The organism is Rosenbergiella sp. YN46, from assembly GCF_036620675.1.
In the GTDB taxonomy this organism is placed as follows: Bacteria; Pseudomonadota; Gammaproteobacteria; order Enterobacterales; family Enterobacteriaceae; genus Jejubacter.
In genome coordinates this window covers 1-15,720 of record NZ_JAZHEE010000027.1, presented here as the reverse complement: position 1 = coordinate 15,720, position 15,720 = coordinate 1, and the positions used below count along the sequence as shown (strand labels likewise).

The 15,720-nt window shown below is 59.5% G+C and carries 10 protein-coding genes and 1 pseudogene; 9 read left to right on the top strand and 2 right to left on the bottom strand.

Annotation, left to right across the window (positions count from 1 at the left end):
• The first annotated feature begins 12 nt into the window (after window positions 1-12).
• From V3W49_RS16700 to tadA, 3 genes and pseudogenes are all read left to right on the top strand, one after another.
• Window positions 13-1,377, top strand: coding sequence for a PTS transporter subunit EIIC (locus V3W49_RS16700; RefSeq protein ID WP_500146990.1), 1,365 nt, complete (start codon window positions 13-15; stop codon window positions 1,375-1,377).
• 3 nt (window positions 1,378-1,380) lie between these two features.
• Entirely contained in the window at window positions 1,381-2,016 is a 636-nt protein-coding gene (yfhb, locus tag V3W49_RS16695) for a phosphatidylglycerophosphatase C (RefSeq protein ID WP_500146989.1), read from the top strand.
• 12 nt (window positions 2,017-2,028) lie between these two features.
• Window positions 2,029-2,547, top strand: a pseudogene (gene tadA / locus V3W49_RS16690) (tRNA adenosine(34) deaminase TadA); the annotation flags it as partial.
• Here tadA and mltF read toward each other — a convergent pair.
• Window positions 2,459-4,009 carry a membrane-bound lytic murein transglycosylase MltF gene (mltF, locus tag V3W49_RS16685; RefSeq protein ID WP_500146987.1) on the bottom strand — a complete coding sequence of 517 codons (1,551 nt, stop codon included), beginning with the start codon at window positions 4,007-4,009 and terminating at the stop codon, window positions 2,459-2,461. The pseudogene tadA and the gene mltF sit on opposite strands and share 89 nt — an antisense overlap.
• Before the next feature lie 267 nt (window positions 4,010-4,276).
• Here mltF and purL point away from each other — a divergent pair, with 267 nt between their 5' ends.
• The 5 genes from purL (at window position 4,277) to glnB (ending at window position 12,640) form a co-directional block, all read left to right on the top strand.
• Entirely contained in the window at window positions 4,277-8,161 is a 3,885-nt protein-coding gene (gene purL / locus V3W49_RS16680; RefSeq protein WP_500146986.1) for a phosphoribosylformylglycinamidine synthase, read from the top strand.
• A gap of 551 nt (window positions 8,162-8,712) precedes the next feature.
• On the top strand, window positions 8,713-10,146 hold the full coding sequence (locus tag V3W49_RS16675; RefSeq protein ID WP_500147046.1) for a sensor histidine kinase: 1,434 nt from the start codon (window positions 8,713-8,715) through the stop codon (window positions 10,144-10,146).
• Window positions 10,143-10,874 carry a two-component system QseEF-associated lipoprotein QseG gene (gene qseG / locus V3W49_RS16670; RefSeq protein ID WP_500146984.1) on the top strand — a complete coding sequence of 244 codons (732 nt, stop codon included), beginning with the start codon at window positions 10,143-10,145 and terminating at the stop codon, window positions 10,872-10,874. Before V3W49_RS16675 ends, qseG begins: the two co-directional genes overlap by 4 nt.
• Window positions 10,871-12,208, top strand: coding sequence for a two-component system response regulator GlrR (gene glrR, locus V3W49_RS16665; protein WP_500146983.1), 1,338 nt, complete (start codon window positions 10,871-10,873; stop codon window positions 12,206-12,208). The genes qseG and glrR overlap by 4 nt, the downstream gene beginning before the upstream one ends.
• Before the next feature lie 93 nt (window positions 12,209-12,301).
• Entirely contained in the window at window positions 12,302-12,640 is a 339-nt protein-coding gene (glnB, locus tag V3W49_RS16660) for a nitrogen regulatory protein P-II (protein ID WP_138098924.1), read from the top strand.
• A gap of 226 nt (window positions 12,641-12,866) precedes the next feature.
• Here the strand turns inward: glnB and hmpA are convergent, their stop codons facing one another.
• Window positions 12,867-14,057 (bottom strand): NO-inducible flavohemoprotein, encoded by a 1,191-nt coding sequence (gene hmpA, locus V3W49_RS16655; RefSeq protein WP_500146982.1) that lies wholly within the window; start codon window positions 14,055-14,057, stop codon window positions 12,867-12,869.
• A 295-nt stretch (window positions 14,058-14,352) separates the two neighbouring features.
• Here hmpA and glyA point away from each other — a divergent pair, with 295 nt between their 5' ends.
• A complete protein-coding gene (gene glyA, locus V3W49_RS16650; protein WP_500146981.1) occupies window positions 14,353-15,606 on the top strand; it encodes a serine hydroxymethyltransferase in 1,254 nt (417 codons plus the stop codon).
• Window positions 15,607-15,720 lie beyond the last annotated feature (114 nt).

The window sequence follows — 15,720 nt, the reverse complement described above, 5'->3', positions numbered from 1 at the left end:
GAGAAAACAGGGATGGACAGACAGCAACTGGCCCAGGCCATTCTGCAGGGCGTGGGTGGGCAGGGCAATATCCTGCGCCTGGAAAACTGTATGACGCGAGTACGGCTCACAATACGTGACGAGGCGCTGCTGGCGCTGGATAAGCTAAAAGGTTTGCCTGGCGTCAGTGGCTATGTGAAGCAGGGGGAACAACACCAGTTGATAGTGGGCCCTGGCCGGGCGGCGCAGGTGGTAGAAGCGATGCAGGCGCTGATGAGCGGCGCACCGTCTCGGGCGGAGCCGGTGGATGTAGCCACCCGCACCAAAGCCGAAGCGAAGGCGCGCTACAAGGCGCCGATGAGCGATGCGCTGCGTCAGTTAGCCAACGTTTTCATTCCGCTGATTCCGGCGTTTATCGCCTCGGGCCTGATTACCGGTATCGTTAATATCCTGAAGCGGCCGGATATCGTCGGCGATTTTGCGGTGCAAAACCCGAATCTGCTGGGGCTGATGGGCATTTTCGGCAGCGCGGTCTTCGCCATCATGAATATTCTGGTGGGGGTTAATGCCGCGAAGGTCTACGGCGGATCGATGGCGATGGGCGGCGTTATGGCCGGGATCCTCTCCAGCCCGCAGCTGGCGCAGATCGAGCTGTTTGGCGAACATCTGCAACCCGGGCGCGGCGGGGTGATTGCCGTGCTACTGGTGGTCGCGCTGATGTGCTGGATCGAAAAACGGCTGCGCAACTGGCTGCCCGGCTCGCTGGAGCTGATTCTCAACCCGCTGCTGACCACGCTTATCGCCGGTACGGTGGCGATTGTGGCGCTGCAGCCGCTGGGAGGCTGGATCTCCGATGCTATCGCCCACGGCGCGACCCTGGCGATTGATAAAGGCGGGTTGCTGGTCGGCGCTATTCTTTCCGGCGCCTTCCTGCCGCTGGTGCTGACGGGGCTGCATCAGGGGCTGGTACCGATTCACGTCGAACTGGTGCAGGCGCATGGCTACAACGCGCTGCTGCCGATCCTCTCCATGGCCGGGGTTGGTCAGGTGGGGGCGGCCATCGCCGTTCTGATGAAAACCCGCAATGCGCGCCTGAAGCAGATGATTAAAGGGGCGCTGCCGGTGGGGCTGTTGGGCATTGGCGAACCGCTGATTTTCGGCGTCACCCTGCCGCTGGGGCGCCCGTTCCTGGCTGCCTGTCTGGGGGGGGCGGTCGGTGGGGCGCTGATCAGTTACTGGAAGGTCTCTACCGTCATTACCTTTGGGCTTTCCGGGCTGCCGCTGGCGTTCACTATGGTTTCCGGTAAAGTGATGTTGTATCTGGCAGGGTATCTGATTACCGTGATTGCCGGTTTTCTGTTTACCTGGCTGATTGGCTTTAACGATCCGGAGGAGTAACGATTGAGCGATAACGGGCGTCGGGTGGTATTTTTCGACCTGGATGGCACCTTGCACCAACAGGATATGTTTGGCTGCTATCTGCGCTGGCTGCTGCGCCGTCAGCCCCTGAATTTGTTACTGGTGGCGCCGTTGCTGCCCGTCGTAATTCTGGGGCTTCTGATTCAGGGGCGCGCCACCCGCTGGCCAATGAGCCTGCTGCTGTGGGCCTGCAGCTTTGGCCACAGCGAACGTCGACTTCGCCGGTTAGAAGAGGACTTTGTCGCGGCGTTTCGGGCCAGGGTCACCGCCTTTCCGGTGGTTCAGCAGCGGTTGAACGACTACCTTAATAGCCGTGATGCCGATGTCTGGCTGATAACTGGCTCGCCCCAGCCGCTGGTGGAGCAGGTCTACAGCGACACGCCCTGGCTGCCCCGGGTGAAGCTTATCGCCAGCCGTATGACCCGACGCTACGGCGGTCAGGTGCTGACCCTGCGCTGTCTGGGCCATGAAAAAGTGGCGCAGCTGGAACAGCGGATCGGTGCGCCGCTCCGGCTCTATAGCGGCTACAGCGACAGCAGCCAGGATAATCCGCTGCTGAGCTTTTGCCAACACCGCTGGCGGGTCACGCCTCAGGGGCGGTTGCAGCAGCTGGAGTAAGGCCCGGGCTCCATGTATAATGCGCGCCCCATTCATCCGGAGGTCGCCGTGCCCGAACAGCCTGTCAGTCATGAATACTGGATGCGCCATGCGCTCACCCTGGCTCAACGCGCCAGGGAAGAGGGCGAAGTGCCCGTCGGCGCGGTGCTGGTCTGGCAAAACCGGGTTATCGGCGAAGGCTGGAACCGTCCCATTGGCCGCCACGATCCCACCGCTCATGCCGAAATTATGGCGCTGCGCCAGGGGGGAATGGTGCTGGAAAATTATCGTCTGCTGGATACCACGCTGTACGTGACCCTGGAGCCCTGCGTGATGTGCGCCGGGGCCATGGTGCACGGCCGGGTCGGCCATCTGGTTTACGGTGCCAGCGACGCTAAAACCGGCGCTGCCGGTTCGCTGATGGATGTGCTGGGCCACCCGGGAATGAATCACCGGGTGCAGGTTACTGGCGGGATTCTTGCGCCAGCGTGCTCGGCGCTTCTGAGTGAATTTTTTCGCCAACGGCGAGCGCAAAAAAAGGCGCAAAAGGAAATGGATCGTAATCGGGAAGCGCCGCCTCATCGGGGGTAACCACCGGGTATCCCTGGGCGAGCCGGGTGCTCTTCGCTTTTTGCCTCTCTTTTTCTCGCAGATAACCCACCAGACTTTGCTGATAGCGGCGGATATTCTCTACGTAAGCGTGAGCCTCGTGGCCCCGGGCGTAGCCGTATGTGGTTAGGGTGTAATAGCGCTTCTGACTCAGTAGCGGCAGCGTCTGCTTGACATCCGCCCAGCTGTCGGGATTCTTTTTCAGTTTCGCGGTCAGCGCCCGGGCGTCCAGCATATGGGCATAACCCATGTTATAGGCCGCCAGTGCGTACCAGATGCGCTCCTCTTCCGGTACTGATTCCGGTACCTTGTTCATCATTTTTTGCAGATAACTGGCGCCGCCGCGAATGCTCTGTTCGGCATCCAGTCGATCTTCAATCCCCAGACTTTGCGCCGTATTACGGGTCAGCATCATCAGGCCGCGCACGCCGGTGGGGGAGGTGGCCTGCGTATTCCAGTGCGATTCCTGATACGAAATCGCCGCCAGCAGGCGCCAGTCGATGTTGTGCGCATACTTTTCGAATAGTGGCTGAATCTCTGGCAATACGTTATCGATGGCGCGCAGGAAACTGCGGGTATCCACGTAGTCGAAGGCGCCGACGTGGCCCAGATATTTCTCTTCCAGCCGCGCCAGGGTGCCGTCGCCGCTGATGCCGCTAAAAAAGTCGAGCAGGGCGGCGCAGAGGCTGTCGTCATCGTCCCGGGACGAAAACCAGGTCACAGGCTGCTCTTCGGTCACGTCCAGCGCTACCGCCAGTTGGGGATGAATACGCTGGAATATGCTGATAGCGATGGAATCGGCGATGGTATAGGTAATTTCGCCGTTCAGCACCTGGCGCAGCAGCGCATTGCTGCCACGGCGTTCATCAATGCTCCAGCTCAGCCCGGGATACTGCTCCTCGCGCAGCTTACGCAGTTCGCTCAACGCCGCCAGCCCGGGAGTGATGGTCAGTTGCTGCGCGGTTACCCCCTTAAGGCTCTTTGGCCTGGGGCTGCCTTTACGATAAACCAACTGCTGAGATACCGCGTAATAGGCTGGCCCCGCCTGGTAAGCCCGGCTGCGGTCGTTGTTATACACCAGTCCGGCCGCCAGAATGTCCGCCTTACCGTTGTCCAGATCGTCGAATAGCTGATCGATGGTGGCTCGAACGTTGATTTCCAGCTTAACGCCCAGATAGCGGGCGAACTGCTGCGCCAGCTCATAGTCCAGTCCGGTGATTTTATTTTTCTCGCGATACCAGGTTAGCGGTGTGGCGATGGTGCTAACGCGCAGCACTCCCCGGCCCTGAATCGCCGCGAGGCGGTTTTCAGCTTTGCCAAACCAGGGAATGGAGGGCCATAGCGCAATGGCTAACAACAGGGCGACCACGCCAACAAGCAGATAGTTAATCTTTAGTTTCTTCAATAAGTTAAGTCTCTGCGCTGTCTGAAGTCTCGGCCGGGAAATCGGAAAATTTCATTATTATACGGGCTGTCGGAGCTGCATTTTGCTCAACAATGCCTGTGCTGGCAACCAGTTAGTGCGTTTTTTGACCGTTTTACATACAGCGTCGCAGGGATTTTATTTGTGCGCAAACGGTTTCGTCGTCGCTGTGGATTCTCTATAATGACGCCCGTTTTCCCCTGACGCCACCAATGGCGCCATACAGCCGCTTCGAAGACGAGAGATCTTATGATGGAAATTCTGCGTGGTTCGCCCGCCCTGTCAGCCTTCCGAATCAATAAATTGCTGGATCGTTTTAACGCGGCCCGGCTGCCGGTGACCGGCGTATATGCCGAATATATGCACTTTGCCTCCCTGGCAGCCCCCCTGGACGATGAAGCGCGCGCGCGGCTTGTACGCTTGCTGGAGTATGGCCCGACTCTGGCCAGCCATACGCCTGGCGGCACGCTGCTGCTGGTGACGCCTCGTCCCGGCACGCTGTCTCCCTGGTCCTCCAAAGCGACCGATATCGCCCGTAACTGCGGTCTGAGTCAGGTGAAGCGCCTGGAGCGCGGCGTAGCCTGGTATCTGGAAGGGGAACTGAGCCCTGCCCAGCGCGATGAGGCGGCGGCCCTGATTCACGACAGAATGATGGAAAGCGTGTTCACCTCTCCCGAACAGGCGGAATCTCTGTTCGCCTGCCACGATCCGCGTCCGGTACAGAGCGTCGATCTGCTGGGACGGGGCCGTGAAGCGCTGCTTGAGGCCAACGTTCGCCTGGGACTGGCGCTGGCGGAAGACGAAATCGACTATCTGCAGCAGGCGTTCACCGCGCTGGGTCGTAACCCTAACGATATCGAACTCTATATGTTCGCTCAGGCGAACTCCGAACACTGCCGCCATAAAATCTTCAACGCCGACTGGGTCATCGATGGTGAAGCCCAACCGAAGTCGCTGTTTAAGATGATCAAAAATACCTTCGAGCAGACGCCTGACTACGTACTGTCCGCCTATAAAGATAACGCGGCGGTCATGGAAGGCTCCGAGGTTGGACGCTTCTATCCACAGGCAGCCGATGGTTATTATCAGTATCATCAGGAGCCGACGCATATCCTGATGAAGGTGGAAACCCATAACCATCCGACCGCTATCTCGCCCTGGCCGGGCGCGGCCACCGGATCAGGCGGTGAAATTCGTGATGAAGGCGCTACCGGACGCGGCGCCAAACCCAAAGCGGGAATGGTGGGTTTTTCGGTCTCTAACCTGCGTATTCCCGGTTTCGGGCAGCCCTGGGAAGAGGATTTCGGCAAGCCGCAACGCATCGTTTCGGCGCTGGATATCATGCTGGATGGCCCGCTGGGCGGCGCCGCTTTTAACAACGAATTTGGGCGCCCGGCCCTGAACGGCTATTTCCGCACCTACGAGGAGCGGGTGAACAGCCACAACGGCGACGAGGTGCGCGGTTACCACAAACCCATCATGCTGGCTGGCGGTATCGGCAATATCCGCGCCGATCACGTTCAGAAAGGGGAGATTCCGCCGGGAGCGAAGCTGATTGTACTGGGTGGCCCGGCGATGAATATCGGGCTGGGCGGCGGCGCCGCTTCGTCAATGGATTCCGGACAGTCCGACGCCGATCTCGATTTCGCTTCAGTACAGCGCGATAACCCGGAAATGGAACGCCGGTGCCAGGAGGTGATCGACCGCTGCTGGCAGATGGGCGAAGACAACCCGATCCTGTTTATCCACGACGTGGGCGCGGGCGGCCTTTCCAACGCGATGCCGGAGCTGGTGAGCGATGGCGGGCGCGGCGGACGTTTCGAACTGCGGGATATCCTGAGCGATGAGCCGGGCATGAGCCCGCTGGAAGTCTGGTGTAACGAATCCCAGGAGCGCTATGTGCTGGCGGTTGCGCCGGAGCGGCTGGCGGATTTCGACGCCCTGTGCCGCCGCGAGCGCGCGCCCTGGGCTGCGATCGGCGAAGCGACGGAGGAGCTGCACCTGACCCTGAACGATAGCCACTTCGGCAACCAGCCTATCGATATGCCGCTGGATGTTCTGCTCGGTAAAACCCCGAAAATGACCCGCGACGTGACCAGCCGGAAGGCGCAGGGCCAGGCGCTGGATCGCACCGGTATCGAACTTGGCGAGGCGGTGAAACGAGTGCTGCATCTGCCTGCGGTCGCCGAAAAAACCTTCCTGATAACCATTGGCGACCGCACCGTTACCGGTATGGTGGCCCGGGATCAGATGGTTGGCCCCTGGCAGATACCGGTCGCCGACTGCGCGGTGACCACCGCCAGCCTGGACAGCTATCACGGCGAAGCCATGGCGATGGGCGAGCGCGCGCCGGTGGCGCTGCTGGACTTCGCCGCCTCTGCCCGTCTGGCGGTGGGCGAGGCGCTGACCAATATCGCTGCGGCCCAGATTGGTGAACTCACAAGGGTGAAACTGTCCGCTAACTGGATGGCCGCCGCAGGGCACCCCGGCGAGGACGCCGGTCTGTACCAGGCGGTAAAAGCGGTGGGCGAAGAGCTGTGTCCGGCGCTGGGGCTGACCATTCCGGTGGGTAAGGATTCGATGTCTATGAAGACCCGCTGGCAGGAAGGCGGGGAATCGCGCGAGGTGACATCGCCGCTGTCGCTGGTGATTAGCGCCTTCGCCCGGGTGGAGGATGCCCGTCGTACCGCCACGCCGCAGCTCAGTACCTCAGATAATGCCCTGTTGCTTATCGATCTGGGCCAGGGCAACAATGCCCTGGGCGCCACCGCGCTGGCTCAGGTTTATCGTCAGTTGGGCGATAAAACGGCGGATGTGCGCGATGCGCGGCAGCTTAAAGGCTTCTTCGACGCTATCCAGGCGCTGCTGGCCCGCGGTTCGCTGCTGGCTTACCACGACCGCGGCGACGGCGGCCTGCTGGTGACGCTGGCGGAGATGGCCTTCGCCGGTCATTGTGGCCTGGACGTGGATATCGCCGCCCTGGGCGACGATCGCCTGGCGGCCCTGTTTAACGAAGAGCTGGGCGCCGTTATCCAGGTGCCGGCCGATGAGCGCGCAAGCGTGGAAGCGCTGCTGGCATCGCACGGCCTGGCGGCATGTACCCACTATCTGGGTCAGGCTGGCGTCGGGGATGACTTTGTCGTTCGGGCCGGAGGTGACATTGTGTATCGCGAGAGCCGCAGCCAGTTGCGTCAGTGGTGGGCGGAAACCACCTGGCAGATGCAGCGCCTGCGCGACAACCCGGCCTGTGCTGACGAAGAGCACGCGGCGAAGGGCGATAACAGCGATCCGGGGCTGAACGTGGCGCTGAGCTTTGATATAAACGAGGACATTGCCGCGCCCTTTATCGCCACCGGCGCGCGTCCGAAAGTCGCGGTGCTGCGCGAACAGGGGGTTAACTCGCATGTGGAGATGGCGGCGGCGTTCCATCGCGCTGGTTTTGACGCCGTGGACGTGCATATGAGCGATCTGATGGCCGGGCGCCGTGACCTGAACGATTTCCATACCCTGGTCGCCTGCGGCGGCTTTTCTTACGGCGACGTGCTGGGCGCCGGGGAAGGCTGGGCGAAATCGATTCTGTTCAACGAGCCGGTGCGTGAAGCGTTCCGCAGTTTCTTCCTGCGTCCGGATACCCTGGCGCTGGGAGTTTGCAATGGCTGTCAGATGCTCTCTAACCTGCGGGAGCTGATTCCGGGCAGCGAGCTCTGGCCGCGCTTTGTGCGTAACCAGTCCGAGCGCTTTGAAGCGCGTTTCAGCCTGGTGGAGGTGACGCAAAGCGCTTCGCTGCTGATGGAAGACATGGCCGGTTCCCGTATGCCGATCGCCGTTTCCCACGGCGAAGGACGGGTAGAGCCGCGAGTCGGTGCGCCGCTGAGCGAACTGGAAAGCCGGGGGCTGGTAGCGCTGCGCTATGTCGATAACTTCGGCAAGGTGACCGAGCGCTATCCGGCTAACCCGAACGGTTCGCCAAACGGTATTACGGCGGTGACCAGCGAGGATGGGCGCGTCACTATTATGATGCCGCATCCCGAACGGGTGTTCCGCAGCGTCGCGAACTCCTGGCATCCGGCACAGTGGGGTGAGGATAGCCCCTGGATGCGTCTGTTCCGTAACGCCCGTCGCCAGCTGGGCTAATGCTCCTGCCTCCCGTTATCCAGGAAAGTCGTAACGGGAGGCAATAATAGTGTCGGGAACAGGCGACATGGCCCGGAGGTGGTTGTCGCCAAAAGGTGACATGTAAATAATTGATTTATATATCCTGGCTGTAACCTGGCCATCAGTGTCGCTATAAAGAGACAGTCTGGCGGCGGCGTCTTACGGAGCGTTTTAATATGCTCTGATAAAAAATATTTTTAAATCAGGTTGTTAGGGTTTTTATTTTTGTTTTGGCATAAATCGTGCAAAACATCACTCAGTGGCTCATTCAACTTCTTATGTCAGCCCCGCCAGTCGGACGCGCTACATAAACCTGCGAATGACGCACAAAAAGGTGCCTGCCGTCCACCTTCTGATAATAGCGAGTTCGCTCCTTTATCAGGCATCGGGCGAAACGTTGAGTAAGGCACCGCCTGATTCCGGTAAAACGGCAGAGTCGATAAGGCTCTGCCGTTTTCGCATATGGCGCTTTCCTCCGGCGCCGCGCTCCGTTAGCATCATGGCATTATGGATAACCAGAGAGAATGCCGTTGAAACGCTGGCTCGTCTTCCCCCGCTCCCTGCGTCAGGTGGTTATGATGGCGTTTTTGCTGGTGCTGGTACCGCTTCTGGTTCTGGCCTGGCAGGCATGGCAGAGCCTGAACGCCCTGAGCGATCAGGCCGCCTGGACCAACAGAACCGCGCTGACCGATGCCCGACGTAGCGAAGCCATGACCAATGCCGCTCTGGAGATGGAGCGCAGCTATCGCCAGTACTGCGTGCTGGACAACCCCACCCTGGCGAACGTTTACCAGAGCCAGCGTCAGCGCTATGCCCGGATGCTGGCCGCGCACGCCAGCGTATTGCCCGATGAACGTATCTGGCGCACTCTGAGTACCGTCCTTGAAGGACTGAGCACCCTGAAGTGCCGCAACAGCGGCCCGGACGAAGCGGCGTCGGCGCAGCTCGAAACCTTTGCCCACGCCAATACCGAGCTGGTTCAGGCGACCCGTTCGGTGGTCTCTGCACGCGGCGTTCAGTTACAGCGCGAGATAGCCGAGCGCGGCCGCTATTTTGGCCGTCAGGCGCTGGCCTTATTTCTGGTCAGCCTGGCGCTGGTGATGCTGTTTACCCGGATGATTATTGGCCCGGTTAAGGGGCTGGAGCGCATGATTAACCGGCTGGGGGAAGGGCAGGGGCTGGATGAAACCCCGCTGTTCAAAGGGCCGCGGGAGCTGCGCTCCGTCGGTCAGCGGATCATCTGGCTGAGCGAGCGTCTGAGCTGGCTGGAGTCCCAGCGCCATCAGTTTTTGCGGCATATATCCCACGAGCTAAAAACCCCGCTCGCCAGCCTGCGTGAAGGCACTGCGCTGCTGGCCGACCGGGTGGCGGGGCCGCTTACGCCGGAACAGGAAGAGGTGGTGGCTATCCTGGACAGCAGCAGCCACAATCTACAGCGGCTGATCGAACAACTGCTGGACTATAACCGCAAGCTGACCGACGGCGCGGGTAGGCTACAGCGGGTAGCGCTGGCGCCGCTGGTGGAGCGAGTTATCGCCGCGCATGCGTTACCGGCGCGGGCTAAACTGATGAAGACACAGATGGCGCTGGCGCCGGAGGAGTGCCTGGCAGATCCCGCGCTGCTGCTTCGGGTGCTGGATAATCTCTATTCCAATGCGGTGCACTATGGCACTGAATCCGGTACCATTTATCTGCGTAGCTACCGGTCTGGCGCCAGTCTGACGATTGAGGTCGCGAACGATGGCCCGGCGATTCCGGAAAGCGAACGGGCCATGATTTTCGAACCCTTTTTTCAGGGCAGCCAACAGCGCAAGGGGGCGGTCAAAGGCAGCGGCCTTGGGCTGAGTATTGCGCAGGACGCTATCCGACGTATGCAGGGTTCACTGCGTCTGGTGGACGATAACGACGCGGAGGTCTGTTTCCGCATCGAACTGCCGGTCTGTACCGGAAATGAGATGATATGACGAATGGATTTACTGGCGCTGCGCGATGGCGGGGCGCCCAAAGCCGATTTTTCCCGCTGCTGGTGGCGGTATTACTGATGCTGCTGGCAGGCTGTACGACCGTTAAAGAGCGCGGCGCGTACTCACCCGGGCCGCGTCCGGCCGAACCGGAGCACCAGGTGGCAGACTATCTGGCGGTTGACTGTAAGGCGCTGTGGCGGCTTAAAGGCGCCGTCGTGGAAGAAAACCCCCTGTACTGGCTGCGGGGCATTGATTGCGCCGGACGTCTGGCGCCTGCCGATGCCCGCTCGCTGGCGCATCGCTTTGACGAAGGAACCTGGCAGGCGGCGTTCCGTCAGGGGATTTTGTTAGCGAAGGCCAGGATTACGCCCCAGGAACGGAGACACAACGTCGATAAGCTGGATAGCATGGGGGATGCAGTGCCGCGCCAGGTGCGTACTCTTTATCAGATGCTGCGCGACAGCCAGGCGCAGGAGCTGGCGCTGTCCGACGCCCGCTGGCGCTACGGCGCACTTCAGGAACGCAGCGACAGCGAGCTGGATAAACTGCGCCAGCAGCAGAAGCATCTGCATACTCAACTGGAGCAGACCCGGCGTAAGTTACAGAATCTGACCGATATTGAGCGCCAGCTTTCCAGCCGCAAAGGAGAATCCAGCTATCTGCCTGACAGCGATATCCCGGCATCTAAGGCGCCGCAAAATGATGACGCTAAGGAGGCCAGACCATGACGCAACACAGCGGCGCGCGGCTGCTGCTGGTGGACGACGATCCGGGGCTACTGAAGCTGCTGGGGATGCGCCTTACCAGCCAGGGCTACCGGGTCACCACCGCGGAAAGTGGTCAGGAAGGGCTGAAACTGCTGGCCCGCGAGCGGCCGGATCTGGTTATCAGCGATTTGCGGATGGACGAGATGGACGGCATGCAACTGTTCGCCGAAATCCAGAAGGCGCAGCCCGGGCTGCCGGTGATTATCCTGACCGCCCACGGTTCGATACCTGACGCGGTGGCCGCCACCCGTCAGGGGGTATTCAGCTTTCTGACCAAGCCGGTGGACAGAGACGCGCTGTACAGGGCCATCGACGAGGCGCTGTCTCAGACCGTCAGCACGGGCGATAACCTGTGGCGCGAAAATATCGTCACCCGCAGCCCGGCGATGCTGCGCCTGCTGGAACAGGCGCGCATGGTGGCCCAGTCGGACGTCAGCGTGCTGATTAACGGTCAGAGCGGTACCGGTAAAGAGGTGCTGGCCCGCGCCATCCATCAGGCCAGTTCCCGGGCCGGTAAAGCGTTTATCGCGATTAACTGCGGCGCGCTGCCGGAACAGCTACTGGAGTCCGAGCTGTTCGGCCATGCCCGCGGCGCTTTTACCGGCGCGGTCAGCAGCCGCGAAGGGCTGTTTCAGGCCGCCGAGGGCGGCACGCTGTTCCTGGACGAAATCGGCGATATGCCGGTGCCGCTTCAGGTGAAGCTGCTGCGGGTATTGCAGGAGCGCAAGGTGCGGCCGCTGGGCAGCAACCGCGATGTCGACATTGATGTGCGTATCCTTTCCGCCACCCATCGTGATTTACCGAAAGCGATGCAGCGCGGCGAGTTCCGTGAGGATCTGTACTATCGTCTGAACGTCGTCAGCCTGAAAATACCGGCGCTGCACGAGCGGGCCGAGGATATACCGCTACTGGCCAATCACCTGCTGCGCCAGGCCGCGGAGCGCCATAAGCCTTTTGTGCGCAGCTTTTCCACCGACGCCATGAAATGCCTGATGGCCGCCAGCTGGCCGGGTAATGTTCGCCAGCTGGTGAACGTGATTGAACAGTGCGTGGCGCTGAGTCCGGCGCCGGTGATTAGCGAAGCGCTGATCCAGCAGGCGCTGGAAGGAGAAAACACGGTGCTGCCGACTTTTGTGGAGGCCCGTAGTCAGTTCGAACTGAACTATCTGCGCAAGCTGCTGCAGATAGCCAAAGGCAATGTGACCCACGCCGCGCGCATGGCGGGCCGTAACCGTACCGAGTTCTACAAGCTGCTGGCGCGTCACGAGCTGGACGCCAGTGACTTTAAGGAATAGGCTGTGTTTCCGCAAAGCCAGGCAGTTTATAACCGACAGGGCTCCGACACAGAGGCGAGCGCTGCGAGTACACGAGTTGATTAAGGATGCACCATGAAAAAGATTGATGCGATAATTAAACCCTTCAAACTGGACGATGTGCGTGAAGCGCTGGCCGAAGTAGGGATTACCGGGATGACGGTGACGGAAGTAAAAGGTTTTGGCCGTCAGAAAGGGCACACCGAGCTTTATCGCGGCGCTGAGTATATGGTTGATTTTCTGCCAAAGGTGAAGATTGAGATTGTGGTGGCGGATGACATCGTCGATACCTGCGTCGACACCATTATTCGCACCGCCCAGACCGGTAAGATAGGCGACGGTAAGATTTTTGTCTTTGACGTGGCGCGGGTGGTGCGTATTCGTACCGGCGAAGAGGATGATGCGGCGCTGTAGCCGTTACGCGCTGAGGTTAACAAAACGGCCCGCTTTGGCGGGCCGTCAGGTCGATGACAAAGAGGTAAAAAACGTGGTTTTTCCCTCTTTGTGGTTATCAGCCGAAAATCAATGAATTGATTTTCCGTATTTATTTTTCTGATGATTCTGGCCAAACCTGTTCGGCCCAGGTTTGTCATCAGTCTCACGGCCCGCTTTGGCGGGCCGTTTGCTTATGGCATAAACCTTACAGCACTTTATGAGGGCCGAAGCACTCGTAGTGGATGCGTGATTTATCCACGCCCAGCTTCACCAGCTGTTCGGCGGCGAACTGCATAAAGCCCACCGGGCCGCACAGATAGAACTGGGTGGCCGGGTCGCTGAAGTGGTCGGCTTCATCCGCCAGCACCATCAGCCCTTCGCTGTCAAAGCGTGGCTTCTCACGATCGTCGGCGTCCGGCTGGCTGTACCATACGTGGCTGTGGAATGCCGGGAGCTGTTTGCCCAACTGGGCCACTTCATCGGCAAAGGCATGCACCTTGCCGTTTTCCGCCGCGTGGAACCAGTTAACCTGGCCGTGATGGCCGCTGGCGGCCAGGGTATTCAGCATCGCCAGCATCGGGGTCTGGCCGACGCCGCCGGAAATCAGCGTCACCGGCGTGTCAGGCGTGACGTCCATAAAGAAGTCGCCCGCTGGCGCCACCAGGTTAATTACATCACCTTCTTTCGCGTGCTGATGCAGCCAGCTGGAAACCTGGCCTTCGCCTTCGCGCTTCACCGCAATGCGGTAGCTCTTACCGTTGGGATTGCGGGTCAGGGAGTACTGACGAATCTCCTGGTGAGCGAAGCTTTCAGGCTTCAGCCAGACGGCAGTGTACTGCCCGGGGTGGTAGTCGGCGACCGGCTTGCCGTCCACCGGCTCCAGCTCGAAACTGGTGATAAGCGTACTCTGGGGCTTTTTCGCCACGATACGGAACGGGCGGGTGCCTTCCCAGCCTCCGGTTTTGGCTTTGGTTTCATCGTAAATTTGCCCCTCGCGATCGATAAAGACCTGCGCCAGTACGCCGTAGGCTTTACCCCAGGCATCCAGCACTTCGTCGCCCGGGCTGAACATTTCGTCCAGCGTCGCCAGCAAATGGTGACCGACTATCTGATACTGGTCGGGGCGAATCTGGAAGCTGGTGTGCTTCTGGGCGATTTTCTCAACGGCTGGCAGAATTTCTGCCAGGTTTTCAATATGGGTGGCATAGGCGCAGATGGCATTGAACAGCGCTTCACGCTGATCGCCGTTGCGCTGGTTGCTCATATTGAAGATCTCTTTCAGCTCCGGATTGTGCCGGAACATGCGGTCATAAAAGTGGGCGGTGAGTTTGGGGCCGGTTTCGGCGAGCAGGGGGATGGTGGATTTCACGACGGCGATGGTCTGGGCGTCTAGCATTGCGCACTCCTTTTCTCAGATTTATTAATCTTGCATTTGTTATGCATCTTATAGAAATGTCATAACCCTGTAAAGAAGGGTGTTATGCAAGTGAATAAAACGCAACTTGACGTTGAGTATATTTCCTGTAACGCCATCAGTTGAAAATATCGCTCAGCCCTTGCGCCACTTAAAGCCAAACGTTTGCGTAAAATCCTTTGTCAAGACCTGTCATCGCAATATGAATCAGTTATACTGGGAGCCGTTGCCCGCCGTGGGCGAGTCCTTTTATCGTTAGCTGAGTCAGGAGATGCGGATGTTAAAGCGTGAAATGAACATTGCCGATTATGATGCCGAACTGTGGCAGGCTATGGAGCAGGAGAAAGTACGTCAGGAAGAGCATATCGAACTGATCGCCTCCGAAAACTACACCAGTCCGCGCGTTATGCAGGCGCAGGGCTCTCAGCTGACCAACAAATATGCCGAGGGTTATCCCGGCAAGCGCTACTACGGCGGTTGTGAATATGTTGATATCGTTGAGCAACTGGCTATCGATCGCGCGAAAGAGCTGTTTGGCGCTGACTACGCTAACGTTCAGCCTCACTCCGGCTCTCAGGCTAACTTCGCTGTCTACACCGCATTGCTGCAGCCGGGCGATACCGTGCTGGGTATGAATCTGGCGCACGGCGGCCACCTGACTCACGGCTCGCCGGTTAACTTTTCCGGCAAGTTGTACAATATCGTACCTTACGGTATCGATGAAAGCGGCCATATCGACTATGCGGATCTGGAAAAACAGGCTAAAGAGCATAAGCCGAAGATGATCATCGGCGGTTTTTCCGCCTATTCCGGCGTGGTGGACTGGGCGAAGATGCGTGAAATCGCCGACGGCATCGGCGCATACCTGTTCGTTGATATGGCGCACGTCGCCGGGCTTATCGCCGCTGGCGTTTATCCGAACCCGGTTCCCCATGCGCACGTGGTGACCACCACCACCCATAAAACCCTGGCCGGCCCGCGCGGCGGTTTGATCCTGGCGAAAGGGGGCAGCGAAGAGCTGTACAAGAAACTGAACTCCGCGGTCTTCCCCGGGGGCCAGGGCGGCCCGCTGATGCACGTGATTGCCGGTAAAGCGGTGGCGCTGAAAGAAGCCATGGAACCGGAATTCAAAACCTATCAGCAGCAGGTGGCGAAGAACGCTAAAGCCATGGTGAAAGTGTTCCTGGATCGCGGTTATAACGTGGTTTCCGGCGGTACTGATAACCACCTGTTCCTGTTGGATCTGGTGGAAAAAAACCTGACCGGTAAAGAGGCGGATGCCGCGCTGGGTCGCGCCAACATCACCGTTAATAAGAACAGCGTCCCGAACGATCCTAAGAGCCCGTTCGTGACTTCTGGCGTCCGTATCGGGACTCCGGCGGTGACTCGTCGCGGCTTTAAAGAAGCGGAAGTTCAGGAGCTGGCGGGCTGGATGTGTGACGTGCTGGACAATATTCAGGACGAAGCGACCATCGAGCGCGTGAAGCAGAAGGTGCTGGATATCTGCGCCCGCTTCCCGGTTTACGCGTAATCGACTCTTGTTGGTAAAAACGCCGGCCTCAGTGGCCGTAATGCCAGTCAGTTAAGCAACTGACTGGCTGTTTTTCTCCGGGCCCTGCTGTATTTCTGGGGCCTCTCTTTTACC

Bases quoted from the DNA above. Each gene is read 5' to 3' on its own strand.
- V3W49_RS16700 (WP_500146990.1), top strand. From the start codon at position 13: ATGGACAGACAGCAACTGGCCCAGGCCATTCTGCAGGGCGTGGGTGGG.
- purL (WP_500146986.1), top strand. From the start codon at position 4,277: ATGATGGAAATTCTGCGTGGTTCGCCCGCCCTGTCAGCCTTCCGAATC.
- qseG (WP_500146984.1), top strand. From the start codon at position 10,143: ATGACGAATGGATTTACTGGCGCTGCGCGATGGCGGGGCGCCCAAAGC.
- glrR (WP_500146983.1), top strand. From the start codon at position 10,871: ATGACGCAACACAGCGGCGCGCGGCTGCTGCTGGTGGACGACGATCCG.
- glnB (WP_138098924.1), top strand. From the start codon at position 12,302: ATGAAAAAGATTGATGCGATAATTAAACCCTTCAAACTGGACGATGTG.
- hmpA (WP_500146982.1), bottom strand. From the start codon at position 14,057: ATGCTAGACGCCCAGACCATCGCCGTCGTGAAATCCACCATCCCCCTG.
- glyA (WP_500146981.1), top strand. From the start codon at position 14,353: ATGTTAAAGCGTGAAATGAACATTGCCGATTATGATGCCGAACTGTGG.